Below are 25,132 nucleotides of genomic sequence, written 5' to 3' on the forward strand. Positions count from 1 at the left end.
CTGGCGTGCCCGCCTTTCAGATAAATTTATTCGGTCATCGTTATCTGTTGTCATCTTCTGCAAAACTGCCGTTTAACTTCAGAAACTACCCCGGCTGATGACCAGCCTGTAGGTCTGGGTCCGCTTTACGTTCAAAGCGGACCTTATGACCTAACTTTCTGTACGATCCGTGCCTGAGGCGGCCATTAATTACATTCAGATGCGCTAAGAAACATTGAGCCGCTTATTTTCCTTCAGGATGATTCGGACATATTTGAGAACCGACTGCGCACGACACGCCTGGCGTTCTGCCGCAACCCGTCAACCAACCTGCCCCATTCAGGCAGGTGGAATGCTTTTATTAGAAGAGATTCACCAGGGTGCGCGCTCTCCATCCAAAAAGAATCCTGCGGTGATTGTCTGGCATGCTTCAGCAGCGAACCAGACGATCCCTCTGGCCGCCTGGGATACAGTTCGATAACCGGTATGTCCGTTAAAATCGGTGGCCGTATATCCCGGGTCAACTGCGTTTACGCTGATGCCATACTCAGACAGTGAATTGGCAAATGCCACCGTAACGCCATTTAATGCCGTTTTTGAACTGGTATAGCCCAGTGCCGCTACCTGAGAGTAGGGATGCGCTTTGTCAGATACCCATTCCAGCGATCCCAGCCCGCTGCTGACCATGATAATCCGGGGTTCCTCACCCAGTTTGAGCAGCGGCAGAAAAGCCTGCGTTACTCTGATGACGCCGAAAACGTTGGTGTTATACACCGTCATAATATCGCTGATGCTCTGCGACTCAGGCGCGATGGGCCAGGTTCCGGGAATACCCGCATTGTTGATCAGCACATCTAGTTTTCCATCTTCTGACTTTATCTGCCCGACGGCCGCATCAACACTTTTCTGGTCTGTCACGTCAATGATAGCCAGCCGCACTTTAATGCCTTCCGACAGCAACCGGCTGTCGCCGTCTTTGAACACTGGCTGCAGCCCTGCTTTACGACGGGTGAACTGCTGCCTGTGCTTCCGGAGTGGTGGCCCGAATTTGAAGGTCCCTGGCTCTACTTTCCCAGCCGCTTTATGTCAGCACCTCTGCGCGCTTTTGTAGATTTTCTGAAAGAGGTACAGTCAATGCCTGAACCGCTCGATTGACTGCAGTAGCAGGCCCGCCAGTCGATATTGAGCTCGGCTAACAAGCGCACCTCTGTTTTGACGGGTTGTGGCAGGTTAAAACGCACTGGAGGCATGGGGCCGCGTTTCAGACCGCTTTTTGCCCGGAGCAGACCTTGAGAAATTTCAGCTTCTCTGACTAAAGTGGAGTACTAATTTTTATTTAAAACCACTCATTACGGGAACTGGAAAGATGGAAACTGATTGGCATAGCTCCTCACTAACACGTTCTACCATCATTGATAAAAATTACAAAAACACACAAAACGTTCGCCGTTTTATGGTCAAAGAGTGTGGGGAGAATTTCCGATTCAATCGTGAATTTATGATCTGGATAAGTAATGCTACCCCTAAGAATTTGGGTGATGTCGTAGATGAGTGGAAACGGCGATATAAACGTTAAAATATGGATGTCAGCCTCTCACTTATAGCGAACCTTGTGCGTTCTGGCACAGGTTAACACCTCGAATTTTATCTCGGCGACAAAGCTGTTTCGTAAGAAAGCTTAGTTTCTGTGGTACTCAACCCAGTTAAAATCAGGTTTTTTATGGAAAAAATAATTCTTGTCCCGTCTGGTCTTGGTCTCAACCCTCTTTATGAAGGGCACATACCGGGCACATTCCGTGCGCCAGCAGTTCTCATGCACCACGGACTCGATAAAATGTTTCCCTCTTGTAACTTTGTTACTGTTCCCTGCCCTGAATACAGTCCTGAATGTGAGCCAGGTACTGATATCCTGAACGGTCACAAGCTCAGACAACTTAATCTACGATTGGCTGATGAAGTAGAGGCGGCGCATCATCGCAACTTAAAGCCCGTTGTTATCGGAGGCGACTGCGCCATCCTGCCCGGAGCCTTGCTGGGCAGCAGGCGTCAGTTAGGGCAACTTGCACTTGTGCATATTGACGGCCACAGCGATTTCCGTCATCCCGGCAACTGGAAGCGAGAACCAGGAGCACGACCAGGCGCTGCGGCCGGAATGGATTTGGCACTCGTTACCGGTCGGGGAGAGCCATTACTGACTGCATGGCCCGGTATCGAAGGATCCCTGGTTCAGGATGACGCAGTGATTCAGCTGGGAGAGCGTGAGTCGCTCCTTGAAGATTATGAATGGCCTGACATTGTTGGCACTGATATCCGGCGTATAACTATTTTTGACGCGCTTAAGTTGCCTGATCATCATCTCATCAATGTGATATTCGAGCGGCTCAACCTTTTTACTGAAATGCCCTACTGGATTCATCTTGACATGGATGTTTTGGACAGTTCTGAAATGTCTGCAGTTGATTGTCCCGGCAATCCCGGTTTGTCTTCTGAAACACTTGTAAATCTCTGTCGCGAACTTTTCAGAAATATGCGCTGCTGTGGCATCACAGTGACCATTTATGATCCTGATTTAGATCATGAAGGGACAGCAGCAAAGCTCATTTTGGACATGCTCAGAAGCATAACTAACAATACCTGACCCACTTACAATCAATGCGGTTACTACGTGCGCTCTTCGCTCATAGCGGTCATCCGCCCTTTTCAGCAGGCAGTTTTGTACCAGAAGCGGAACTTGCTTACATTGCTATGTCAGTTTGCTGGGAGCATGTCAGATAGGTTTTTATGACCTTTTCAGACAGGGTCGTATCAGGATTAATTTCTGATACTGACAGGCATGGTTTTTTACATCATTGAACGTCAGACTCCATCAACCAGGGAGGATGAATCCTCTCTTTTTTATTACGTCAGCTGCACCCAGTGGCACGCCACCTGATGGCCGGGGCGCATTTCGCGAAGTTCCGGAATTTCTGTGCGGCAGCGTACTGTTGCCTGCGGGCAGCGAGAAGAGAAGCGACAGCCAGAGGGCGGGCGCGAAGGATCCGGAATTTCCCCCTGCACCACCGGCACGGATAAGCTTCCAGGGGCAAGCGTCGGCACCGCCGCCAGCAGCGCCTGGGTGTAGGGGTGAAGCGGCTGGCTGAACAGCGCATCGCGGCTGGCAGTTTCCACCAGTTTCCCCAGATACATAACTGCCACGTCATCACACAAATGCTCCACGACACCGAGATCGTGAGAGATGAACAGGAAGGTGACGCCATGGTCATCACGCAAATCGGAAAACAGGTTAATGATTTGCGCCTGAATAGAGACATCCAGCGCCGAGATGGGTTCGTCGGCAATAATAAAATCCGGGTTGAGAATCAGCGCTCTGGCGATGCCGATACGCTGGCGCTGGCCGCCGGAAAACTCATGGGGAAAGCGATTGTAATGCTGCGGCGCCAGTCCACAGATTTTCATTACCTCCAGCACTTTGTCGCGCAGTTCTTCTTTGCTGCACAGCGTGTGTTCCAGCATTGCTTCCCCAATTGCATCACCTATTCGAATGCGTGGATTCAGCGAGCTGTAAGGATCCTGAAATACCAACTGGATTTTCGGGCGCAGCGCGCGCATCTGTTTCGGCGTCAGATCCTGCAACTCCTGACCACGATACTTCACGCTACCTGCCGTTTTGTCATAAAGCCCCAGCAGCGTGCGTCCTACGGTGGTTTTACCGCTACCGGATTCGCCCACCAGGCCAAAAATAGTGCCAGGTCGAATGTTAAAACTGACGCCGTCCACAGCGCGTAGCTGTCCGGTTTCCTGACCAAAAATCCCGTCGCGTAGCGAGAAATGCTTTTTCAACTCGTCCACTTCAATAACATATTGCTGGCTCATGCGATCGGCTCCGCTAACTCACTGTGAATACATGCGACTTGCCGCGTATGCCCGATCAGCGGCGGAATGACCGCGTGGCACTGCGCGGTTCTGCGTTCGCAGCGATCATAGAACGCGCAGTACGGCGGCAGTTCGGCCAGGTCAGGCACCTGTCCGGGAATGGAGTAGAGGCGGCGTCGGCGCTCGCCCGGAACAGGGCGCGATGCGATAAGCCCTTTGGTATAAGGGTGCAGCGGGTTGTGTAGCACATCGGCAGTCGGGCCTTGCTCAACGATGCGCCCGGCGTACATCACCACGACATGTTCCGCCATCTGCGCGATAACCCCCAAATCATGAGTGATCAGCATCAGCGCCATCTGCTGCGCCCGCGCCTGGTCGCGCAGTAAGCGCAGGATTTGCGCCTGCACGGTGACATCCAGCGCCGTGGTTGGCTCGTCGGCAATCAGCAGCTTCGGCTGGCAGCTTAACGCCATGGCAATCATGATGCGCTGCAACATGCCGCCGGAAAGCTGATGCGGATAGCAACCCATCAGACTCTCCGCACGCCCGAGTCCGACATCGGTGATCATTTGCGTGGCGTGCGTCCAGGCCGCTTTTGGTGTTTCGCCGCGATGGCGTATCAGCGGTTCACAAAGCTGCTCGCCAATGGTCAGCACCGGATTGAGCGCTGTCATCGGCTCCTGAAAGATCATCGCTAATTGATTACCACGCAGATCGGCCATTTTCGACGGCTTCAGAGCAAGCAGATCGGTGCCCTCAAAGCGGATTTCTCCGCCGTCGATACGCGCAACCTGCGGCGGTAACAGTCCCATCAGCGACATGGCGGTAACGCTTTTGCCGCAGCCAGATTCACCAACAACGCCAATGGTTTGCCCTGCCTGAATGGTAAAGGAGACATCCTGTACAGCGCGCACACGCCCCTGCTCGCTGGCGAAGGAGATGGATAAGTTATTAAAGGTAATTAGCGGCTCGCTCATTTCATGCTCCGTTTCATCTTCGGATCCAGCGCATCGCGCAGGCCATCGCCCAGCACATTAATGGCGATGACGGTCAGAAAAATGGCAATGCCCGGCGGCATCCACAGCCATGGGCGACGCTGAAAGTCGATCAGGCTGTTGGCCGCGTCCATCATATTGCCCCATGAGGGCGTTGGCGGTACGACGCCAAGGCCGAGGTAGCTAAGCGCGGATTCCATCAGGATGGCGTTGGCCACCGCCATGGTCGCCATCACCACCAGAATGGGTATGGTGTTCGGCAACAGATGACCGAACAGGCGGCGGCGCGAAGAGAGGCCCAGGACCTGCGTCGCCAGCATAAAATCACGTTCGCGCAGTGACAGGATTTGCCCTCGCACCAGCCGCGCCAGCTTCGGCCACTCCAGCAAGCTAAGCATCACTACTACCATGTAGATGCGCGAATCAGACGAAAAATCCAGCTCAGACAACATCGCTCCGGCAACAATCAGCAGCGGCAGGCTGGGGATCGTCATCACCAGATCCGCCATGCGCATAATCAGTTTGTCCGTCCAGCCGCCGGCATAGCCGGATACCGCACCCAGCAGGTAGCCCAGAGCCACCGAAAGTAGCATGGTCATCAGGCCAATAATCAGCGAGATACGACCGGCAAGCAGCAGGCGGGTATAAATATCGCGGCCAAGAAAATCGGTGCCCAGCCAGTGTTCTGCGCCAGGCGGTTTGTTGATCATCAGCGCATCGGTGGCGTCATCTTTCCACGGCGACCACACCGGGCCCAGCACGCACCAGATGGTCATGATTACCAGCAGAACCAGGCACAGCATCGACAGATGATTGTGGCGCAGCGCTTTCCACGCCTGGTGCCACGGAGAAGGTGTGGCCTGCGCCATCGCCGGAATTTCCGCCTTGCGTAAGCGGCGATTCGTAGAGAAAAGGGAACCGAACATCACGACCTCACGCGAATGCGCGGGTCGGCCCACGCGTACAATATATCGGCAATCAGGTTGCCCACAATGGTCAATACCGCAAGAAACAGGGTGAACCCCATCAGCACCGGATAATCGCGGGCGGCCAGAGAATCAATATGAATATGCCCTGCGCCCGGCCAGTTAAACACCTTTTCGGTGATGATCGCGCCGGAAAACAACCCCGGCAGCTCAAAACCTAACAGGGTGATGATTGGCAGCAACGCATTGCGCAGCGCGTGTTTAAGGATCACTGTACGTTCGCGCAACCCTTTAGCACGCGCGGTGCGGATAAAATCCATCTTGACTACGTCAAGCATGCTGGCACGGAAATAGCGCGTCAGGCTGCCCGCCTGCAACATCACCAGCGCCATGACCGGTAACACCAGATGCGCCGCAACCTGCATCACCCACACCCAGCCGTTATCGTCGCTGCCGGTGTTGGTCATGCCGCCCACTGGCAACCAGTGCAGATCGACTGCGAACCACTTAATAAGCAACAGGCAGAGAAAGAAGGTTGGGAAAGACATGGCGGCGAACACCGACACGCTCACCAGATGATCGAACAGCGAATTGGGTTTCAGCGCCGAGGCAATGCCCACCGCAAGCCCGATGCTCCAGTAAAACACCAGCGCAACGCTTGCCAGCAGGAAAGAGTTCCAGATGTACTGGTTAAGTAGCTGACTCACCGGAATTTGGTATTGCAGCGAGAACCCCAAATCGCCGCGTAGCAACTGGCCGAGCCAATGCAGATAGCGGGTAAGGATCGGTTGATCGAGTCCATAAATAGCTTTCAGTTCGGCGGCGCGGGCAGCGGTGAGGGTAATGTTACCGTCGATAAAGTCGCCTGGCGTTTTCGCGAAAAGCATAAAAATAATCAGTGATGCGAGCAGCAGAATTGGCAGGGTTTGCAGCAGTCGCCTGAGGATAAAATTTCGCATAGCTTTCTCATGACAACTGCCGGGAGACCCGGCAGTTGTTACTGTTATTTAATGATTTTCACATCCGGCAGGCTACCGGTCAGCCCGTTGTAGATATCTGGTTTAAAGCCGGTGACGCGGGCACTACTGGCCGATAAAATCTCGCGGTTACCCAGCAGAATCACCGGCGGATCGTCCGCCAGCACTTTATACAGCTGGTGATAAATTGGTTTGCGTTTTTCCACATCCAGCACAGCATTACCTTCGTTGATCAGCTTATCAACCTGCGGATTGTTATAGCCGGACTCTTTCGCTTCCGTGCTGTAGTAATCCCACACGCCATCATGTGGATCGTTGAGTGTGCTGGTGCTGAAAGAGGCCAGGTCATAGTTACCGGCTTTACGCTGTGCCATGAGGGCGTTGAAATCCACCACCTGCGGCTTCAACAGCACGCCAATCTGCTGCCAGTTCTCTTTGGCGATGGGGATCAGCGCATCATTCAGCACTTTCTTGCTCACCAGCAGCGTCAACTCCAGACGTTTACCGTCCTTCACGCGGATGCCATCAGGCCCCGGTTTCCAGCCCGCTTCATCAAGAAGTTTCTTCGCCTGTGCCGGGTCAAATTTGTATGGATTCACGCCATCTGTGTTATACGCCCATGAAATCGGGGCAATAGGTTCAATTGCCACTTTTCCATAGCCCTGATAAACCACATCAATCAACTTCTGGCGGTCGAGACCATAAATCAGCGCCTGTCGCACTTTCACGTCCTGCAACGCCGGGCGACGTACGTTGAATTCCACTTTGCTGTAGTCACTGGAGCCAAACAGGTTGATATTGGCGAAGCCCAGCATTTTCAGTTGTTCGATATCATCAGGGCGAGAAGTAAACGAGTCGTAATCGGTTTCGCCGGTCTGGAACAACTGGAAGTTAGTGGACGGGTTGGTTACGCGGTAGATAAAGCGCGGCGTCGGTGGTGTGCCACGGTAAAAATGGGTATTGGCGTGGAAACGAATCTCCTGGCCCGGAATATATTTGTCATAGACATACGGTCCGTTGCCCAGCGGTTTACCGTGCAACATGCGCAGATAGTCGAGATTGCCGCGCTGATACCCTTTCCCATAATACGCTTTCGACAACACCGGGCCGCCAATTTTCGCCAGCGTTGTCGCGCCAGGCTGCCCGGTGGTGACCTGTAATGTCAGCGGGTCGATCACTTTCAGGCCACTGACGCTATCAGCTTTTCCGGCTTTATACTCCGCGCCGCCCACAATGTTGGCGAGGGTGATGTCAGTATCGCCATCATATTTCGGGTCATGCAGCACGGTCAGGGTAAACGCCACATCTTCGGCGGTGAGGGGCGAGCCGTCGCTGAAAGTCAGGTGTGGGCGCAGCTTAATGGTATAGACATTGTTATCCTGACTAACGCTCCAGCTTTCGGCCAGGCCTGGCACCAGCTTACCGTGGCTATCCCAGTCAATCAGACGTGAGAAAATCACGTTGGTGACGTTTTCGTCCCAGCCGTTAACAAAGAAATAAGGGTTAAAAATACCCTGCGGTTCAGAGATACCAGCCACCACAGTGTCTTTACGCAGCTTAGCCACTGCCGGAATCTGGCTGGCATCGGTGGCTGGTGTAATGCCCTCTTTTAAGGGTACATCGGCGAAAGAGGCTGAAGAGAAAGCCACCATACTGCTGAGTAACGCGATTTTAAGCGCCAGAGTAAAACGCGTGGGTTTTGTTTTTATGCTTTTCAGTAGGATGGACAAAATGGCTCCCTCATCAAATGTTTGTATGGAATTTACAAATCATGACGAAAGATAAAAGCCGCACCGCACCCTGTCTAACAACGAAACAATCTGGCTTATAGCAAATTATCATTAGTAGATTTATGAGAAAGCAATGCTTAATTTCATCTAAAGAAGATGAGACATTACGCGGGGCAGTCGAAGAGTTCTGATATCGTAAGGGGTTTGACAATCAATAATGTGAAAAACCACGGCACAGCGCGCCATTGTTTGTCGAACAGGCGCTTGCGCTTGTCAGGCGCGATATCAAATCCCGTATATCCGACGCGGATCTTCGTCAGCATGGAATCAGCCCGGAGCGGATGCGGCGCTGGTTCCTGCAACAGCACGGCATCACTTTTCAGGCCTTCCAGCGAATGCAGCGGGTAAATATTGCCCTGCAGGAGCTGAAAAGCGGACGTGCGGCGACTGACGTAGCACTGGACAATGGCTACGAATCCCTGAGTGGGTTTGGTTACATCTACAAGCGGCTCACTGGCGCAGCTCCCACTCAGATTATAGTCATTCACCGGTTTACCACTACACTGGGCCTATGTTTGTCTGTGCCAAAGAGCAGGAGGGAGTGTGCCTGCTGGAGTTTACCGATCACCGAATGTCAGAGACGGAATTTCACGATATCCAGCGTTTACTTAACGCCAGGATTGTCACAGGTGAAAATAGTCATTCCCGACAAACATGAAAGAAATCGGAGTTAAATGAGTCAATACAGAATGCTTGCTGTATGAAACAGTCTTTTTCCGATCCTGTTACTTTTTACATGCAGTTTTAAGGTATTTGAAATCCCCACGTCCGCTTATCGCTCACAGCGGCCGCTCATTTTTGTGACCAGTGATGATGCCGACACCAGCCGGCTTCATGGGCTGATCTGACCGCTACTACCTCACCCCGTGGCCCTTGCGCTTCCGGACTATCAGCCGGCTCTTCCTGTTGGCCAGCAGCCCGAATGGCAACCAGTCGACAGTAATTGCAAAAATGCAACTCACCTGAAAACCCGTTTGAATCCAGCCTCTCCACTCATTTGCATTTTTCAACCCTCCGGCGTCATTGTCCCCCTCCTTCAGCTATGCCTCCGCTGAAATATCGTATCAAGCATGAAGATCACCGAAAAATTAACCTAACAAGTGTTAGACCGGTGTTGACGTGTGTTGATTTGCCCGCTAATGTTTGCCTACCTAACGTTAGTTAGATACCCCAACCATCAACCTGTAGGATCGACCATGACTGCTAAACTTCAGCTTTTTACATCACCTTCGGCCTTTCCTAATCCACAGCGCCTGCGGCTTTTCATGCATGAAAAGGGCATCGCTGACCAGTTTGCCGAGACCATCTATGACATGTCCCCTGGAGGAGAGCAGCGTGGCTGGCGACATTTGAATATGAATCCGTGGGGCGAAACGCCTACCCTTGAACTGGCTGACGGGAGTTATATTTCTGAAACGGCTGCCATCGTTCGCTATCTTGATCAGGAGTATCCGGGCCGCAAGATTATGGGAGAAACAGCACTGGAACAGGGGCTGGATAATATGTGGGATAACCGGGTGTGGGTGCATATCCTGTACCGCATCGTTACAGCGTTCCACGTGTTGCACACCGGCCTCGGCTTCAGGCTGGAATTGACCAAAAATGAGGCCTGGGGTGAACACTGCCGTAAAGAAGCTTTGGCTCACGCCGCGCTGGTTAATCGCCATCTGTCAGACGGCCGCGAATGGCTGCTCGGCGGCGATGCGCCGACCTTCTCGGATATTACTCTAGCAACCGCGATCGCCTTCTCGAAATTCCCGGTCAATGCCACTCCACTGGACGAGCGTTTTGAGTTCTTAGATGCCTACTGGCAGCGCTGGACAAAACGTCCTGCCTTCCAGGCGGCCTACGCCGATCGCAACAGCGGCATTCCTGAGCTGGATTCGCCAGCCCGGTAATAGCGCCACTCGATGTAAACTCCGGTACGCCGGGTTCGTTATCTACTGACTTTCCCGGTGACCAGAGTGCTTATGATAGCGTCGGCTGTCGATGTTACTTGCTAAACCATGATGCAATGACGTCTGCCTGAGCACCCTGGATGCATTGAACTTACTGTTTTCCATGGCAATCACCCTGTCACCCGGTAAGCGTTTGCTGTAAATTAGCATTCTCTATTTAAGAGATCATCCCAATACCAAAGGCATCAAGATGAGCGTCAACACCAGGGAAGCCATTTTGCAGGCGGCCAGGAAAATTGCCCAATCTCAGGGATATAACGGTTTGAATTTCCGCGACCTCGCGCAGGATGTGGGTATCAAAGCGGCGAGTATTTACTACTATTTTCCAGGCAAAGCCGAGTTGGGTATTGCCGTTGCCAGACGATACTGGGAGGACGGTGCGCTCGCACTCGAGATGATCGAATCAGAAAGCCCATCACCCATTGACGCGCTGCGTCGCTTTCCTGAAATCTTCCGAAGATCACTTGAGGCCGAAAATCGTCTCTGCCTGGGCAGTTTCATGGGCGCTGAAAAAGATACCTTACCTCCTGAAATGAATGCAGAAATACAGAAGTTTGCTGATGTGAACATTGCATGGCTGAACAGACTGCTGGTGGCTGCGAAGGTGTGCGATTCAGGTGAGAGTGAATCCAGAGCACGTGCAATTTTCACGGCCATTGCCGGTGCCCAGCTTATCGCCAGAAGTCGCTCAGATATCTCGCTTTTTGATTCACTGGTGGATTCATACAGCGCCTTCGGACCTCTGCCAGAATAGCAACTGCCCGCAATCCGATTCAGCGAATGGGCGATTTTCTGCACGCGCGCCCAATGCGGCGCGGCGTCCGGTAGCGTATGCGCTTTTCCACTCAGGAACTCACCCCTTTGAATCAATGCGCGACGGGCCAGGGTAAAAGTATTACGCCGTGTCTCATCATCACCTGCAATAAAGGAGTGAAACCTCGGTTCAGGAAAGCGTTTATTTCAGCGGTTCAGGTAGCTAACAATCCACAATTTGCTGTCCGACTGCGGTTTCTTTAGCGGCTTCTGGCCAATAGTCGTGGCAATCAACTTATCATCAACCGTAAGCGTCCCCTGCTCGGTCACCCGATAATCTTTACGCTTCTTACCTTTCAGCAACGCGGGTGATGCGGTACCCCTGAGAGTACAGCAGTAAAGCCTGCCTGCGGGGATCGCGTTCGTCGGGGGCGGATGTCATGTTCACGCAGCCCAAATACGGCCGCGACACCATTTGATCACAATAATGCGGCAAATTGCGCAGAGTTCCCCCCTCGCCTTTGATTTACGCTGTTATATCCTGGAAAAGATGTTTACATTTGTTCAGCAAAATTATCGGCCGCTCAGCAGAGCGTCACTGACCGACACGCGGATTGATCGCAGGGAAGAACAGCCGTTAACTTCATCATCAAAGTCATACCGCTAACAGAGGCAGGGAAAGAATGAGGGAGCTTGCACCCGATGGCATCACCGGGATGCCGTCACGGACGGCAGAGTATCTTTGTCGCCAGATCGCACGCCTGCTGAAAGGAGGAAGCCTGACCCCGGAGACCTGCCAGCGTATCTTTGCTTTCTGTGGAATCAGACCGTCAGATGCTCAGTGGCGTCAGTTTCTTATCCCGGTTCTTTCCTGTCTGGGATTACTGTCTCTGGTTGCCGGAGCGGTGTTCTTTATTGCCTGGAACTGGGCCTGGCTGCCGAAAATGGCGAAATTTGCCCTGGCCGAGCTGTTGATCGTCGCGCTGGCGGTGATTGTCTGGTGGCGCTGGTACAGCACGCTGGCACGCAACGCATTACTGGCGACAGGGTTAAGCTTCGGTGCCCTTTTTGCGCTGTATGGACAGATTTATCAGACCGGTGCTGACAGCTGGGAGCTATTCCGGGCCTGGTTATACGTTCTTCTGCCGCTGGCGCTGATTGCCCGGCAAAACAGCCTGTGGTTTTGCAGCTGGCTGGTCGCTAACCTGGCGTTCCAGCTCTATTACAACACCCTGCCGTCGTCACTGCTGGATCTCGCCGCGTCTGACAGTTTAACCAGGCTCCCGACCGCTGTGTTCTACGGATATCTGGCGTTGCTGGCAGCCTGCCTGATTGTCAGGGAAGCGCTGGCGTGGCGCGCGATAACGCATCATCCCGAGAGCTGGCTGGTAAGCCGCTGGTTCTCGCGAATCATGGTGGGATTTTTACTGCTTCAGCTGACCGCCATTGTGGCCGGGAACCTCTCTGACTGGGCCGGCGGTGACCACCTTCCTTATATCACGGGCGGTTGGGTGATCACCCTGCTGGCAGGTTATTACCTGTACCGTTACCGCTATCCGGATCTCTGCATGCTGACGCTGGGCATCGCCAGCCTGACCGTGGTTGGCTGTGCGCTAATCATGCAGTTATTCCTTTTAGCCTACGATACGGGTGATCTGTTTTTGACTGGCATCCTGATGGCATTCTGGGTGGCGGTAAATGGTTCAATTCTGCTGAAATGGCAACGCAAACTGGTTGAAAAGGGGCCAATCGATCTGGCTCCGGCCAGGCTGACCTTACTGACAGACACTTTGCGTCAGCAGGGTTTGCTGAGCGCCTCGCAGGTTGAGGAAATTAAGCAGCGCGGTCACGCATCCGACCTGCCCTGGTATCTGAGGCTGGCGCTAAGCGTCGGAGGCTGGGTGGCAGCGATCATCATTCTGTTACTGATGATACTGATGCTCTATGCCACTGATCTGCTGGAAGACCCGAATGCTGCCACCCTTATTATTCCTTCGCTGCTGCTTGCCGCCATTGCACGTGGCTTGTTAAGCAGTCAGCGTGACGGTAAACATCACCTCGGGCTGGCATGGGCGATTGCGGCAACGTGCGGGCTGATAACCGGTGTTCTGCTGCAAATTCAGAGCAATGACGTCAGCTTTATTATGCTGAGTTCACTGACTGCCTTGCCGATCCTGGCCGCAATGGCGATGGCTATGCCCGACCGCACTTTTCGGTTTATTGCCATCACTGCCCTGACCTTTTTCCTGGTGCTGGCGGGCTACTCTCTGACCCGGATCTGCCTGTCTCCGATGGCTGCACGCCTTGTTGTGTCCGTACTGGTGGCGGCGGTCATATTTTTGTGGACGTGGACTGTCAGTCATCAGTTGAGGTTACAGGCAGGGCCGTATGCTGACGCGGTACATCCTCTGCTGTATGGCATCCCGTGTGGTCTGATGTTGCTGAGTTTCCTTGGGATAAACGCGGCGTATCTCACGGATTTCCTCTGGTCAGCATCGCAATTTTCCACGCTTCAGTCTGCGACTGGCCCAGGGATCGCGGCTGGCTTAGTGCTGAGTGCGCTCAGTCAGAAAAGGCATAGCCAGCCGCTGTTTTCGATTATCACGCTGCCCGCTGCACTTATCTGCGGGGCTGCCGCCCTCTATGCACCGGGTATAGGGCTGGGATTGTGGTTAATTCTGATGGCACGTTATCAGGGAAGTCTGGGGTTGCTGGTGGTCAGTGGCGGTTTCATGGTGTTGTATGTCATTGGCTGGTATTACTTCCTGGAGGTAATTCTGCTGCAGAAATCCCTGCTGCTGCTGGTCAGCGGTCTGGTTTTACTGGGGCTGGCATGGGGAGTCAAAAAAGTATTACCTGCACAAATCGGAGGTGCCAGTGAAAATGCATAAACAGAGCCGATGGCTGGCTGGCGCTGTGATAGCGCTGGCGCTGATAGCCGTCAATGTCAGCATCTGGCAAAAAGAGCAGTTGCTGAAGCAAGGTGCGGTCATGATTTTGCCTCTTGCCCCGGTTGATCCGCGATCCCTGATGCAGGGTGATTACATGGCGCTGAATTATGCCCTTACCCGCCCGCTGGAACTGACGTTGTATCAACAGGCTGAGTCCTGTGGCGCGACCCTGTCAGCGCCATGCCTGCCCACCAGCGGAACCCTGATTGTTGACCTCGATGCGCAGCGTCATGCGACTCAGGCCCGTTTTGATCAGGGTGAACCTCTGCAGCCGAATCAGCTACGGGTAAAATACCATCAACATTATGGCTCGCTGACCGTCGGTACTAACGCTTATTTCTTTCAGGAAGGTCATGCCGACAGATTCGCCCAGGCGCGTTACGGGGCATTTCGGGTGGGAAGCGATGGCACAGCACTCCTGACGGATCTGCTTGATGAGCAGGGTAAGGTGATTCAGCCTTAAGGATGCGAGACGCTCACTGACCAGCCCCAAAACCTGACAGGCGGCCTTAATGTCCTTATTGCCCGGATGCCCGTCACAGGTCAGCAAAAGGATGCTGTGCCGGAAGCCTGTTTTGCGATCAGGCCCGTGCCGAAAATTTAAGCGAGTAAGCTGCATCAATATAGCTGCTCAGACATAGAGAAAATTATGCCGAACATTATTGACGACAACTGGATTAGGATATCTGTGATATCAGCAATATTTAGTAGTGTCGTGGGTTCATTACTGGTTTTAACCTATCTTTCCTTGGGAAAAAGCAGTACACCCGTAATGGGTTTAATTTTTACTTATTTTTTCATCGTTATGGTGAGTATTATTTGCACCACGATGGGCTCAATGATAATCGGCATGCCATTAGCGATGATTTCAAAGCGATTTTATCCTGACGCTGCCCTGAAGGGGAGCTTTTTTATCGTGTGCTCTGCGCTCTTCATGTGGCTGGTTGTACTGGCATGGCCTGTTATCAGGATATGTGAAACGCCTTATTCGGATATTTTGCTTTTAAGCCCCTATGCCTTCTGTTCAGCTGCCGCACTTGCTTATCTGGTTTACCGGGATTGATGCGTATCATATCAATCAGGATCGGGGCAGCAGGACCGTTAATGAAAAGAACTAATGGTATCATTTTTCAGCCAGACATATAGAAACAGGTTAGTCCAGGGTGTCGGAATTCGGATGTTTTCCACCCCCCCTGTGAGCAGTTTCAATTACAGACTCACCTGGATGTTAATTAGATAATGTTTACGTGACAGCACGTGATCACATTTTGCCTGCCAGATAATCATGGATTCTGCTCGAAATACTGTTTATCCATCTCGACAAGTTTCTTTTGTAATCCTGTCTCACCTTCAACCACTTCGTGAAATTTACTGTAAGTATACAGATAAATACGCTCGGATGACGCAAACATAAACATGTCTGGTGAAGCCATATTTGAGAAGCGACTTATCACTTCGGACTGTAAAAAGATGACACCATTCCCAACCTGAGGAGTATTTTGCCACTGAATAAAGATTGCGCTTTTCTATTCACCCCATTTACATCGGCTTTTCCGTTAAAAAACCCCAGGAGATAATAGTATAAATTAAACCTATAGTATCTTCCGTGCCACAGATGCAAAGAGCGTACTCATAATTACTTTTACTCGTCCAGTAAATTACCACCCTATCAACTTGCATTGACTGAATTCAGTCCTTGGTACAATGAGCGCCATATGGTTTTCTGCCATACACTGTTTAAAAACCTGCTCTTTGTAACGGCCCGCCTGCAAACCCAGCATGGTGCTGGACCGTTCCGCTGCGTTATTTTCAATGTAAGAGCCACAATTTTCTTTGAACTCCTGAGGATTATCGCTATAAGACATCGACCATTTCAGCTGAGCTTTAACTGAATCATCTGAATGATGCTGGGGGACGGCTTTTACTGGTTCCAGGCCAGAATAGAGTGGATTGCCGAGTAATTTCTGTGCAAATCGTTGATTTTCTGCGGTTAAACTTCCGGTTTTACACATCTGCAGATAGATCTGCGAAAGGCGTTGCTCCTCAGCATCGGCAGCATGGGTGCATTCCTCCAGGACTTGTTCATTGGCCTTAGCCGGTTTTTTTCAGTGGATCTCCAGTAACTATTTTTCAAGTCCGGAATCGTGCCTTCGGTGGTGCCAAAAGGGCAAAGTGCACTGGCGCAACCCAGTAAAAACATGGGCACACACGTCAACGTCAGAACACGTAACAGGGAAAACGCTTTAAGACTGCTTTTGTTCATTTTATTTTCACTTTAGTAAGCTGCGGACATGGGGTCTGAGCAATGTCATTATTTTTAATGTTCCGCTTTTCGCTCATAGCGGAAATTAGCCTGACGTCAGTCTTCCCTATACCAGCAGCGTAGGTTCGCACGCCATTAGAGAATAGCTACGCTGGGCACTCGTATGCGCTTCACTGGCAATCTTAATTGCGGAAAATGGCCAGGGAAGAAAATCCGCCCCGGCCATCTGATTTAAGCCAGTTGTAAGTGAAGATTATGTTGCATCAGGATATCAGCCAGCGAACCTTCATGGCTGGCAGAGGCATTGTGATACAGGTCGTACTGCTGACCGTTACAAATACGCGGCCCATCCTCGCTCCAGACGCCGCCTTCAATGTTACTTAGCGTAACCACATTGCCGTCCGCGTCTTTTATCGTCGGCGCCTCACTCGCATTGTCGTTCAATGGCAACGGCTCTTTTTGCCCCAGAGTGACGCTATTACTGCTGAAAGCGCCCAGATTAATGACCTCAGCGTTGCCTGATCTCAGCCCAAGCGTGGCAAAATCAAACGCCTCATGCGCACCATTCAGCTGAAACGAATCGTCATCGGCAGCACCGTTCAGGCTGGTGTGCAGATTTGAATATAAAAGCGAGAGCGTTTCACTGCTTACTGTTCCAGAGAGATGGAGTTTGTCAGCCATATCAGGATGAAGAGACGCGTGCTCCAGTGTGATAGCACTATGGCTTTCCGAATTGCTGCCATCTTCTGTGTTGCTGCTGATCACAGTTGTGGCATTGGTCAGGTTGTCCTGCGCTGCGGTTGCAATACTCAGCTTCGGCTGCGGCTCGGCCATATAAAGCTCGACGTTTTGCGAAACGTGGTTAACGTTTCCGGCAGCATCACGAATAGTTGCGGTAATCCTGTGCTCGCCCGGTTCAGGCGTAAGTGCGTCCAGCGTTTCAAGCTGCACGGCCCACGTGCCTTTGCTGGTCACACTGGTTTGCCACTGGTGGTCGCCAGGCCTGACAGTAACAATATCACCGGCTTCACCCGTACCTGATACATGCTGATCATGGCTGGAGGCAAGGTTGATTTGCTGCCCCTCTGTGAGGTGAGTAAAAGCGATTTTGGGTGCGCAGACATCCACCTGATAGCTGGTCGTTATCGTAGCCGTATGGCCAGCCGCGTCGCTAGCAGTCACGACAATGTCATGCTGCCCCTTGCCGAAACCTGTTTTCATCGTCCCCGGCGCCAGTGGCAGGCTCCAGTGACCGTCGTCGCTTACTGCCGCATTGTGATGTTTACCACCAATAATCACCGATACCGTCTGACCGCTGCCAGTGACGCCCGTTGTGCCGGTCAGCATCGAGCCCTCTTTTTTCTCCGCACGGTTCAGCCAGCCGTCACCAAATGGCGTATCAATTTCAGGTGCAGGCTGACCTGGAATATCGACCACTGGCGTAGTATTGCTTCCATCGGTGGGATTATCGGGGGTGACCGGTGGCAACGGATCGCCGCTGTTATCACTGACCGGAGAAGTCAGATCCGCTGTGACGTGACCACTCTGTTCAAACCAGTTTCCGGCGCCATCCAGCACGCCAAACGACAGGAAGTTGCCGCCCTGGGAAAGCTCCGACGCGCTGATTTCCGCGCGCCAGCTGCCATCTGCCTCTACCACGGCATAATTCCAGTGGAAAGTATCAGAAACCTGCACCGCAAAAGTCTTAAGCGGCAGCGGTGCTTCAAGCGTGCCGCTGATAACGTACCAGGTCTGACCGTCATGCTGTACCGCATCCGCCAGCGTAATGTCGTTAACGGTGACTTTCGGGTTGCTGCTGTTGTAGTGGGTAATCAGCAGCAGATTCTGGCTGAGGCTGGTACTGTTTCCATTCAGATCCGTTGCACTGACCTGAATGGTGTGGTTGCCATCCTTGATAGTTTTCACGTCACTGTCAGAGAGCTGAACCTGCCACTGATCCTGGTAGACGCTGCCCTGCCAGGTTCTGCCGGCAAGGGTCAGTTCAACCGGCGTGCCGGAGGGGAGATGGGCGGCGGAGCCGGTGAAGATAATGCCGTATATCCCCTCCTGGTAACTGACCGCATTGTCGCCGGTGATCGGATCAAGGGTCAGCTGCGGCAACGCCTCAGTAGCGAAGATTTGCACACCTGCTGAGGCATAACCTTTGTTGCCCGCTTCGTCGGTTGTTTCAGCAATGGCACGGTAGCTCCCTTCCTCCATTCCCTGCAGCGTTTCCGCGGGAACTGAGAACTGCCACTGGCCATTTTGATCGACGATGCCGCTCCAGTGGGAGGCCCCAAAACTAACTTCAATCGTGCTGCCGGCTTCGCCTCTGCCAGAGATCACCAGCGGGCTGCTGATTTCATGACTGTCGATCACCCCGTCCCCTGCCAGTGTATTAATCGTGACAAGAGGATCCTGCGTATCGGTAATAAACGTCGTCTCCGTGATACCGGACTGGCCCCAGCGATCGGTGGCGGTTAGCGTAACGGAATGACTCCCCTCGGCTAAATCTGCTTCCATCAGCTGCCCGGTGGAGAGTGAGACAAGCCAGTTGCCCAGACTGTCCACAGCGCCCGCATAGTGAACACCATCTACGGTCAGATCGATCTTCTGGCCCGCCCCGGTCACACCAGTGGAGCCGCTCAGCGTAACAGGCTCGAAGCGTTCATGTGCGTTCATAAACCCGTCGACAAACGGCGTGTCTATAGTCGGCTGTGGCGGGATAGCGTCTGATGGCGGTGCTGACGCCTCTACGGTAATGACTTTGTTCGCGGTGGTCGTACCGCCAACGCTGTTTTCAAAGGTTACGCTGATGTGGTTAGACCCTACCGGCAGCACCTGCAGATCGGCAGACGGCAGGGTAACACTCCAGCTGCCGTCAGCGGCCAGGGTTGTGGTATAGGTCTGACCGTTCAGCATTATGGTCAGCGTGCTCTCTGCGGCGAGGTTCGATGTGGTGCCGCTGAACGTCTGTGGGGAGAGCTTCTCCTCAGCGCTTAACACGCCGTCACCAGTAAAACTGTTCATGGTTAAAGAAGGGGGCGTGCTGACAGGCGGAATCGGCGTGCCACCATCCGTTGGATTGTCATCGATAACCGGCGGAACCCCATTGCCGCCTTCAACGGGCGTAATAAGGTCGGCTGTGACATTGCCACTCTGCTCAAACCAGTTTCCGGCACCGTCCAGCACGCCAAACGACAGGAAGTTGCCGCCCTGGGAAAGCTCCGACGCGCTGATTTCCGCGCGCCAGCTGCCATCTGCCTCTACCACGGCATAATTCCAGTGGAAAGTATCAGAAACCTGCACCGCAAAAGTCTTAAGCGGCAGCGGCGCTTCAAGCGTGCCGCTGATAACGTACCAGGTCTGACCGTCATGCTGGACCGCATCCTCCAGTGTGATGTCGTTAACGGTGACTTTCGGGTTGCTGCTGTTGTAATGGGTAATCAGCAGCAGATTCTGGCTGAGGCTGGTACTGTTTCCATTCAGAGCCGTTGCACTGACCTGAATGGTGTGGTTGCCATCCTTGATAGTTTTCACGTCGCTGTCAGAGAGCTGAACCTGCCACTGATCCTGGTAGACGCTGCCCTGCCAGGTTCTACCGTCAAGGGTCAGTTCAACCGGCGTGCCGGAGGGGAGATGGGCGGCGGAGCCGGTGAAGATAATGCCGTATATCCCCTCCTGGTAACTGACCGCATTGTCGCCGGTAACCGGATCAAGAGTCAGCGCCGGTAATGGAATGGGGCTGGCCTTCATAGCGTCGGAGGTGGCGGGGGCATCTGAAGCTGTTGCTGACTCAACCTGGGGCGTAAGCGTTAAGGTTGAATCAGCTTCGCTGGTCGTCGCCCTCAGGGCGACAGCTGCTCCGTTTAACGGCGTGCCTGACGGGATCAGAATCTGGCTTTGGGTAGACTCTACGATTGATAACGCGGGATCTGACTCTGGACTGGCAGGGAATGGCATTGGAGATGTTGCAGAAGCTGGAGATTGCCAGACAGGTGTCAGCGTGGTGACAGTCTGAGCATCGCCGGAAACGTCTGTGCTGAACTGTGCCTCCTGAAATAAACTTCCCTGCTGGAAAAGCATTTTACTCTGCTGGCCTGCAACCTCAGTAAAGAAATTCTGATAGCGAAGCGTATCGCTCTCGTGCAGGTTAAGAATGAGATCGTCACCCTGTTTCTGAAAAGAAGAAATCTGAGAAGGTGAGCTTTGCAGCGTGATAAGAGCGGGTTCGCTCAGAATAGATTGTGATTTTCCTTCAGTGGACTGAGACAATGGGTGACCGCTTTTCAGCGATATGACCGTGGCGCGGCCCGTTCCTGAAAATGCCATCGAAATCTCCTTATATACCAGTTATTAAGTAGGCAATGCCGTTGGAAATAAAGCGACGCTTTACTTATTCCAGGCACGCAACGGCCAGCGCCAATAAAGGTGCTGAGGCAGAGCCGGCACTCAACGCATTAAACGCAATTCGTAGCAACAATAAAGGGCATAACCACAGCCAGATTAAATATTCGATTTTGAAAACAGATTATTTCTGCTGGCAAAATAAAAAGTACCATTCTTTGCAAGAGTCCGGGCATCGGCTCAATTAACCTTTACTGACTTCCACGACGTATCGTCAGGAAAAAGTGAATAGTTGATGCTGGATATACATAAGCTAAACTTCGTTTTCATGTCTGGCTACCAGGTAAAATCTGGAAATGTCCCCTGTTAATAGCAGATGCTTCATGATGATTTAACTGCCCTGCTGTCTCAGTTCAGTAACGACTTCCCCATCCCTGTAAGAGCAATGCTGATGCTATTGCACCATTTTAAGTGGCAGGTGGGATATTGCATTACCGATATAAGTGTCCGCTTTATGTTAAAAGCGGACACTTTAATTTAAACAGGAATAGGTCAGCGTCAATCCTTATTAATCAGGTAACGACTGAGCCGGTTACTTCACCACCGGGTTCTTTTTAAGTGAAAGCATGTTCATAAACTCTTCATCCAGGTGCAGGTGTTGCCGGACAAGTTCAGCTGGTGTACTGGCGAGCCACTGGTTAAGCGAAATATCGGCATAGTAATCACTTTTAAAAAGTTCTAGAAAACGCAGTGGTCCCTTACCGGTATTTTCGATGTAGTGTCCCATAGCAAAAGGAACATATCCCACATCGCCGGCGCGGTAGTCAAAAGTCCTTGCCTGACCGGATGATGCAAAGACCCCCATCCGCCCCTCTCCTTCAAGGTAATACTGCCATTCATCATTGTTAGGATGCCAGTGCAGCTCGCGCAGTCCGCCTGGCTCAATTTCTACCAGTGCGGCAGCAATCGTTTTTGAAACCGGAAAATTGGATGAATCCGTGATCCTGACGGTTCCTCCCGGCGCGCGTACCGGATCCTGAGCCAGCATTTTGTGGGTAAAGCGGATTTTCGACTTCACCGCACCTTTTATACTGTCTGATTCCAGGCTGCCCGGAACGTTGCCGGCAAAAATGTACTCATCATCAGGTGAAGGCAGGTGAGAAAATGAAGATACCGGAACCCTGAAGTTTTTGGCGAGAATTTCCGGGGGAATATGCCTGAACCAGTCTGACAGCAGAAAAGTGCTATCCTCATCAAAATTTCCGTCGTCAAAAGCCAGTAAAAATTCACAGCCATCCGGACCGAGACCCTGAATCGAATGGGGAATACCGGGCGGAAAATACCATAGGTCACCTGCAGCGATATCATCAACAAACCATCCTCCGCTGGCGTCAAAAGCGGTAATCCGCGCGTTGCCATAAGTCATGTAAGCCCACTCCCCCTCTTTATGCCAGTGCAGTTCGCGAATACCTCCGGCATTGAGGCGCATGTCCACACCCGCAATCGTCGTAGATATGCCCAGCTCCCGCTGCGTCACCTGACGCGTCCAGCCACCGCTTCCCTTGCGTACGTGCGCATCACTGAAAGAAAAGCGAAGGTTTGGCAGCGTTCCGCTGTCGGTAACGGGCGGATTTAAGATGTCCGGACTTTCTGCCTCACGAATAGGATCATGTGGTCCGGGATCTCGTCCTCCGCTCCCTGCCGGAAACGTCTTTACACCGTTGTCATGTGCCATGGCCTGACCCGCCGCAAGCGCGACCGTTCCTCCTGCCGCAAAAGCCATAAAATGTCTTCTTGTCAGTGTTTTCATATTCATCCCTCTTAAGAATCTTTTATAAACGGTATTATTTTTGTTACCGCCATAAAGTTATAAGCGGGCTGAATGCGGAGGGAAAAACAACTTTGTAACACTGTGGAAAGAGTGCAGTTTTCACGCAAATAGTAAAGATACTTGAATGTATTAAGAAAGATTAATGTTGTTTAATCACCGTATAGTTATAAAGGGATTATCCTGTGCATAAGCGCACTAATCGTCAATTAATGTGGATCTTTTTGATTTTCATTTACCCGGTGATCGGTAACTGCTGATAAGAATTTTTACGAATTGAGGGATTAACGAGGCCTGAGCCTTTGATGCGTGAGCTTTCACGCACGTACTCAGATAGACGAGGCGTATGTGCAGGGCCGCTCTGTTACGCCTGATTAAGCCAGAAGCATAAAGTCCACTCCTCACTCATAGCGGACATAGATAAATCCGCCCTGGATCACCTATTTCAGTCACTATCACTGGCACTGTTGAAACCGGAGATCAAAGTCACCCCCGATTTACTACGCTGGTTACAAGACAACATTCAGAAGCCGTTCAGCACTCAGCGTCCAAACATGCCCTTTAGTTTTTGCTTCATGCTCCGAACATAGAATGGCGTAAACTGCGACCTGATATGTGAATCCAGACCTTTGTCGTTCTGGCCAAGGCGCATCAGATCCACCGCCTGCCCATCCGGAGAGGTATCCGCTGCGACAAGACCCGCACCACGCATCACCTCTTGCACATCACCGCTCATTTCCACCCCCACCAGATAATGCGGTTTATCATCGACTGACGGGTCGTGCATTAAAACCAGGAATGCACGGCTGACCCCGGGACATTTTGCAAACCAGGCAGATAACTCTTTCAGAAGCCTGTCCGGAACAACGGCAGGTACTCCCACTAATACCTGTGTTTATTCCTCAACCACCCTTGTCTGCGGCAGGCGACCCGTTCCTTCCGCCAGCATGGCTTCTATTTCTTCCGGCACAAACTCCTTTCCGTAATCTGACCCTGGATTAAGAAACACACCCTCTCCCCGCGTCATTTCAAAAAAGGCTCTGGCAGGCAACTTCATGTATTTGCTTTCCTGGCTGATGGCGCGCTGCAGGGTGGCAAGCGAGGTGAATACCGGAATGACAGGCGTTCCATCCGGTTTTTCCCAGTGCTGAATCGAGATATTCTCACCCGCCTTTAGTTCGACCTCACCATCACCCGTTGCCCCTCCGGAACTACCCAGGACGTAAAGCGATGAATCTAACAGTACCCGGTAAAACTCAGGTCGTTCTGCTGGATGATCGGCCGCCAGTTTTAAAGCAGTCTCCAGTTTGATTTCCCTTTCGTCAGACATTTAACCACCTTAGGCAGGATTGGATTAGAATCAATTTAACAAGGGTTTATGAGCATAATATAGATAATTTCTACTCGCCAGATTCCTGCACGTACCGGAGGATTGCCTTTGAGGGCTCGTTATTGCGATTAAGGACATGCGTCTGAATGGGTAAATGGCAGAACAGGCACGATCTTTTCCGTTTTCCAGACGCTTCCCTTAAACTACACCGCACAGGCCTCAACTATTAAGCTTACCTGACTAACATCCTGTTCTATAAACTCGTGAGTCAGAACCGTTACCAGCGTGTTCACCAGGGTCTGTTTAAAAATCATGTTCACGCTGACGTGCCTGAAGAATCCAGAGAACGATGTAACTTCAGCTGTTCAAACCAGGAAAATAAGATGTTTTTACCGGATGCACGATTCACGAAAATCTTTCCTTACTTCTTATTCCAGGCATGAGTCGTCAGCTGTTTGTATCTGTGGATGGGCCCAAGGGAACCGGTAAAACCACTCTGCTGGAGTCCATTACGCAAGTGCTAAGAGCAGATAACAGGAAGGTGATTCGACTTAGCGAGCAAAAAAGCGATCCCTTCAGGGCGGAAACAATGGCGCTGGTTAACAGGCTCGCCAGAAATCCCTCCGTTGATCTTGAACGGGATATTTGTGAACGCTTTGCCGTTAGCCGTGCCTGGATTTCACAGAACGTACTGACTAAACAGCCCGGGAACTGCATTATCCTGATGGATCGCTGGTATCCATCAGATGCCGCGTTTCGGCGGCTGGTGCCCTTTGCAGAGATTTTGCAGCGAAATATTAAGCTCAATGTGCGAGCGCCAGATCTGCATGTCGGGGTGGTCACGGCACCTGAGATTTCATGGGAACGAGCCGCGGCACGATCGCGTGGGCTGGGGAGTACAGTGATTCACAGGCTGGAAGAGCATGTCGCTTGCACCAGAGCGTTCGAGCAGGAGATGACTAACCACGGCTGGTTTTTATGTCGCAATGAAGGAACTATAGAAGAGGCAACGATGCAGGTCATTGCTGAAATCTATAAAACGCTTTGATGCCCTACAGTTATCCGTTTCAGGGGCTGATTCCTACTCGAAATTGCCAGTTAACAGCGCGACCTGTTCCGTTTCGCTCTCCCCTGCTCGCGCTTTATGAATACCGCTTTGCAG

The 25,132-nt window shown here is 52.1% G+C and carries 20 protein-coding genes and 1 pseudogene; 9 read left to right on the top strand and 12 right to left on the bottom strand.

What is annotated here, in order from left to right; translation table 11 throughout:
• Nucleotides 1-351: 351 nt before the first annotated feature.
• Nucleotides 352-963: an SDR family NAD(P)-dependent oxidoreductase gene (locus ACXKZD_RS23465; protein ID WP_262419637.1), complete on the bottom strand. Its 612-nt coding sequence runs from the start codon at nucleotides 961-963 to the stop codon at nucleotides 352-354.
• Nucleotides 964-1,345: 382 nt separating this feature from the next.
• Between ACXKZD_RS23465 and ACXKZD_RS23470 the strand changes: the two genes are divergently transcribed.
• Both ACXKZD_RS23470 and ACXKZD_RS23475 read left to right on the top strand, forming a co-directional pair.
• Nucleotides 1,346-1,555 carry a DUF6434 domain-containing protein gene (locus tag ACXKZD_RS23470; RefSeq protein ID WP_072014623.1) on the top strand — a complete coding sequence of 70 codons (210 nt, stop codon included), beginning with the start codon at nucleotides 1,346-1,348 and terminating at the stop codon, nucleotides 1,553-1,555.
• Between the two features lie 144 nt (nucleotides 1,556-1,699).
• Entirely contained in the window at nucleotides 1,700-2,617 is a 918-nt protein-coding gene (locus ACXKZD_RS23475; protein WP_488982285.1) for an arginase family protein, read from the top strand.
• 260 nt (nucleotides 2,618-2,877) lie between these two features.
• Here the strand turns inward: ACXKZD_RS23475 and ACXKZD_RS23480 are convergent, their stop codons facing one another.
• The 5 genes from ACXKZD_RS23480 to ACXKZD_RS23500 are packed head-to-tail and all read right to left on the bottom strand — an operon-like array spanning nucleotide 2,878 to nucleotide 8,402.
• Nucleotides 2,878-3,852: an ABC transporter ATP-binding protein gene (locus ACXKZD_RS23480; protein ID WP_187506717.1), complete on the bottom strand. Its 975-nt coding sequence runs from the start codon at nucleotides 3,850-3,852 to the stop codon at nucleotides 2,878-2,880.
• A complete protein-coding gene (locus ACXKZD_RS23485) occupies nucleotides 3,849-4,829 on the bottom strand; it encodes an ABC transporter ATP-binding protein (protein WP_089415232.1) in 981 nt (326 codons plus the stop codon). The genes ACXKZD_RS23480 and ACXKZD_RS23485 overlap by 4 nt, the downstream gene beginning before the upstream one ends.
• Complete coding sequence (gene opp4C / locus ACXKZD_RS23490; RefSeq protein ID WP_488982286.1) at nucleotides 4,826-5,773, bottom strand: oligopeptide ABC transporter permease; 948 nt, start codon at nucleotides 5,771-5,773, stop codon at nucleotides 4,826-4,828. The genes ACXKZD_RS23485 and opp4C overlap by 4 nt, the downstream gene beginning before the upstream one ends.
• Nucleotides 5,773-6,732 (bottom strand): ABC transporter permease, encoded by a 960-nt coding sequence (locus tag ACXKZD_RS23495; protein ID WP_207253820.1) that lies wholly within the window; start codon nucleotides 6,730-6,732, stop codon nucleotides 5,773-5,775. The genes opp4C and ACXKZD_RS23495 overlap by 1 nt, the downstream gene beginning before the upstream one ends.
• Before the next feature lie 44 nt (nucleotides 6,733-6,776).
• Nucleotides 6,777-8,402 carry an ABC transporter substrate-binding protein gene (locus tag ACXKZD_RS23500; RefSeq protein ID WP_371315799.1) on the bottom strand — a complete coding sequence of 542 codons (1,626 nt, stop codon included), beginning with the start codon at nucleotides 8,400-8,402 and terminating at the stop codon, nucleotides 6,777-6,779.
• Nucleotides 8,403-8,713: 311 nt separating this feature from the next.
• Here ACXKZD_RS23500 and ACXKZD_RS23505 point away from each other — a divergent pair.
• The 3 genes and pseudogenes from ACXKZD_RS23505 to ACXKZD_RS23515 all read left to right on the top strand — a co-directional run.
• Nucleotides 8,714-9,195: pseudogene (locus ACXKZD_RS23505) on the top strand (helix-turn-helix domain-containing protein); the annotation flags it as partial.
• A 541-nt stretch (nucleotides 9,196-9,736) separates the two neighbouring features.
• Nucleotides 9,737-10,438 carry a glutathione S-transferase family protein gene (locus ACXKZD_RS23510; RefSeq protein ID WP_031292479.1) on the top strand — a complete coding sequence of 234 codons (702 nt, stop codon included), beginning with the start codon at nucleotides 9,737-9,739 and terminating at the stop codon, nucleotides 10,436-10,438.
• Between the two features lie 250 nt (nucleotides 10,439-10,688).
• On the top strand, nucleotides 10,689-11,252 hold the full coding sequence (locus ACXKZD_RS23515; protein ID WP_045139943.1) for a TetR/AcrR family transcriptional regulator: 564 nt from the start codon (nucleotides 10,689-10,691) through the stop codon (nucleotides 11,250-11,252).
• Nucleotides 11,253-11,600: 348 nt separating this feature from the next.
• Here ACXKZD_RS23515 and ACXKZD_RS23520 read toward each other — a convergent pair whose 3' ends face one another.
• Entirely contained in the window at nucleotides 11,601-11,726 is a 126-nt protein-coding gene (locus ACXKZD_RS23520; protein WP_222940105.1) for a terminase gpP N-terminus-related DNA-binding protein, read from the bottom strand.
• A gap of 208 nt (nucleotides 11,727-11,934) precedes the next feature.
• On the opposite strand from ACXKZD_RS23520, the gene ACXKZD_RS23525 reads away from it, so the two are divergent.
• The 3 genes from ACXKZD_RS23525 to ACXKZD_RS23535 all read left to right on the top strand — a co-directional run bounded on the left by ACXKZD_RS23525 (nucleotide 11,935) and on the right by ACXKZD_RS23535 (nucleotide 15,265).
• Nucleotides 11,935-14,142 carry a DUF4401 domain-containing protein gene (locus tag ACXKZD_RS23525; protein ID WP_050679630.1) on the top strand — a complete coding sequence of 736 codons (2,208 nt, stop codon included), beginning with the start codon at nucleotides 11,935-11,937 and terminating at the stop codon, nucleotides 14,140-14,142.
• Entirely contained in the window at nucleotides 14,135-14,665 is a 531-nt protein-coding gene (locus ACXKZD_RS23530) for a GDYXXLXY domain-containing protein (RefSeq protein ID WP_050679629.1), read from the top strand. Before ACXKZD_RS23525 ends, ACXKZD_RS23530 begins: the two co-directional genes overlap by 8 nt.
• A gap of 186 nt (nucleotides 14,666-14,851) precedes the next feature.
• Nucleotides 14,852-15,265: a hypothetical protein gene (locus tag ACXKZD_RS23535; RefSeq protein WP_050679628.1), complete on the top strand. Its 414-nt coding sequence runs from the start codon at nucleotides 14,852-14,854 to the stop codon at nucleotides 15,263-15,265.
• A 595-nt stretch (nucleotides 15,266-15,860) separates the two neighbouring features.
• Here the strand turns inward: ACXKZD_RS23535 and ACXKZD_RS23540 are convergent.
• The 5 genes from ACXKZD_RS23540 to ACXKZD_RS23560 all read right to left on the bottom strand — a co-directional run bounded on the left by ACXKZD_RS23540 (nucleotide 15,861) and on the right by ACXKZD_RS23560 (nucleotide 23,970).
• Nucleotides 15,861-16,214: a hypothetical protein gene (locus ACXKZD_RS23540; protein ID WP_346545855.1), complete on the bottom strand. Its 354-nt coding sequence runs from the start codon at nucleotides 16,212-16,214 to the stop codon at nucleotides 15,861-15,863.
• Nucleotides 16,215-16,696: 482 nt separating this feature from the next.
• Nucleotides 16,697-20,797: a BapA prefix-like domain-containing protein gene (locus ACXKZD_RS23545; protein ID WP_488982287.1), complete on the bottom strand. Its 4,101-nt coding sequence runs from the start codon at nucleotides 20,795-20,797 to the stop codon at nucleotides 16,697-16,699.
• A gap of 607 nt (nucleotides 20,798-21,404) precedes the next feature.
• Nucleotides 21,405-22,622, bottom strand: coding sequence for a cupin domain-containing protein (locus ACXKZD_RS23550; protein WP_309600719.1), 1,218 nt, complete (start codon nucleotides 22,620-22,622; stop codon nucleotides 21,405-21,407).
• A gap of 559 nt (nucleotides 22,623-23,181) precedes the next feature.
• Nucleotides 23,182-23,523, bottom strand: coding sequence for an enhanced serine sensitivity protein SseB C-terminal domain-containing protein (locus ACXKZD_RS23555; protein WP_488982288.1), 342 nt, complete (start codon nucleotides 23,521-23,523; stop codon nucleotides 23,182-23,184).
• 12 nt (nucleotides 23,524-23,535) lie between these two features.
• A complete protein-coding gene (locus tag ACXKZD_RS23560; RefSeq protein ID WP_488982289.1) occupies nucleotides 23,536-23,970 on the bottom strand; it encodes an SseB family protein in 435 nt (144 codons plus the stop codon).
• Between the two features lie 439 nt (nucleotides 23,971-24,409).
• On the opposite strand from ACXKZD_RS23560, the gene ACXKZD_RS23565 reads away from it, so the two are divergent.
• Entirely contained in the window at nucleotides 24,410-25,018 is a 609-nt protein-coding gene (locus ACXKZD_RS23565; protein WP_488982290.1) for a dTMP kinase, read from the top strand.
• Nucleotides 25,019-25,132 lie beyond the last annotated feature (114 nt).

Source organism: Pantoea sp. ABR1s, assembly GCF_057812235.1.

Coding starts and splice junctions, on each gene's coding strand:
- ACXKZD_RS23560 (WP_488982289.1), bottom strand. CDS start 23,970: ATGTCTGACGAAAGGGAAATCAAACTGGAGACTGCTTTAAAACTGGCG.
- ACXKZD_RS23535 (WP_050679628.1), top strand. CDS start 14,852: ATGCCGAACATTATTGACGACAACTGGATTAGGATATCTGTGATATCA.
- ACXKZD_RS23515 (WP_045139943.1), top strand. CDS start 10,689: ATGAGCGTCAACACCAGGGAAGCCATTTTGCAGGCGGCCAGGAAAATT.
- ACXKZD_RS23485 (WP_089415232.1), bottom strand. CDS start 4,829: ATGAGCGAGCCGCTAATTACCTTTAATAACTTATCCATCTCCTTCGCC.
- ACXKZD_RS23480 (WP_187506717.1), bottom strand. CDS start 3,852: ATGAGCCAGCAATATGTTATTGAAGTGGACGAGTTGAAAAAGCATTTC.
- ACXKZD_RS23500 (WP_371315799.1), bottom strand. CDS start 8,402: ATGGTGGCTTTCTCTTCAGCCTCTTTCGCCGATGTACCCTTAAAAGAG.
- ACXKZD_RS23495 (WP_207253820.1), bottom strand. CDS start 6,732: ATGCGAAATTTTATCCTCAGGCGACTGCTGCAAACCCTGCCAATTCTG.
- ACXKZD_RS23545 (WP_488982287.1), bottom strand. CDS start 20,797: ATGGCATTTTCAGGAACGGGCCGCGCCACGGTCATATCGCTGAAAAGC.
- ACXKZD_RS23565 (WP_488982290.1), top strand. CDS start 24,410: ATGAGTCGTCAGCTGTTTGTATCTGTGGATGGGCCCAAGGGAACCGGT.
- ACXKZD_RS23475 (WP_488982285.1), top strand. CDS start 1,700: ATGGAAAAAATAATTCTTGTCCCGTCTGGTCTTGGTCTCAACCCTCTT.
- ACXKZD_RS23525 (WP_050679630.1), top strand. CDS start 11,935: ATGAGGGAGCTTGCACCCGATGGCATCACCGGGATGCCGTCACGGACG.
- ACXKZD_RS23530 (WP_050679629.1), top strand. CDS start 14,135: ATGCATAAACAGAGCCGATGGCTGGCTGGCGCTGTGATAGCGCTGGCG.
- opp4C (WP_488982286.1), bottom strand. CDS start 5,773: ATGTTCGGTTCCCTTTTCTCTACGAATCGCCGCTTACGCAAGGCGGAA.
- ACXKZD_RS23470 (WP_072014623.1), top strand. CDS start 1,346: ATGGAAACTGATTGGCATAGCTCCTCACTAACACGTTCTACCATCATT.
- ACXKZD_RS23540 (WP_346545855.1), bottom strand. CDS start 16,214: ATGTGTAAAACCGGAAGTTTAACCGCAGAAAATCAACGATTTGCACAG.
- ACXKZD_RS23550 (WP_309600719.1), bottom strand. CDS start 22,622: ATGAAAACACTGACAAGAAGACATTTTATGGCTTTTGCGGCAGGAGGA.
- ACXKZD_RS23520 (WP_222940105.1), bottom strand. CDS start 11,726: ATGGTGTCGCGGCCGTATTTGGGCTGCGTGAACATGACATCCGCCCCC.
- ACXKZD_RS23510 (WP_031292479.1), top strand. CDS start 9,737: ATGACTGCTAAACTTCAGCTTTTTACATCACCTTCGGCCTTTCCTAAT.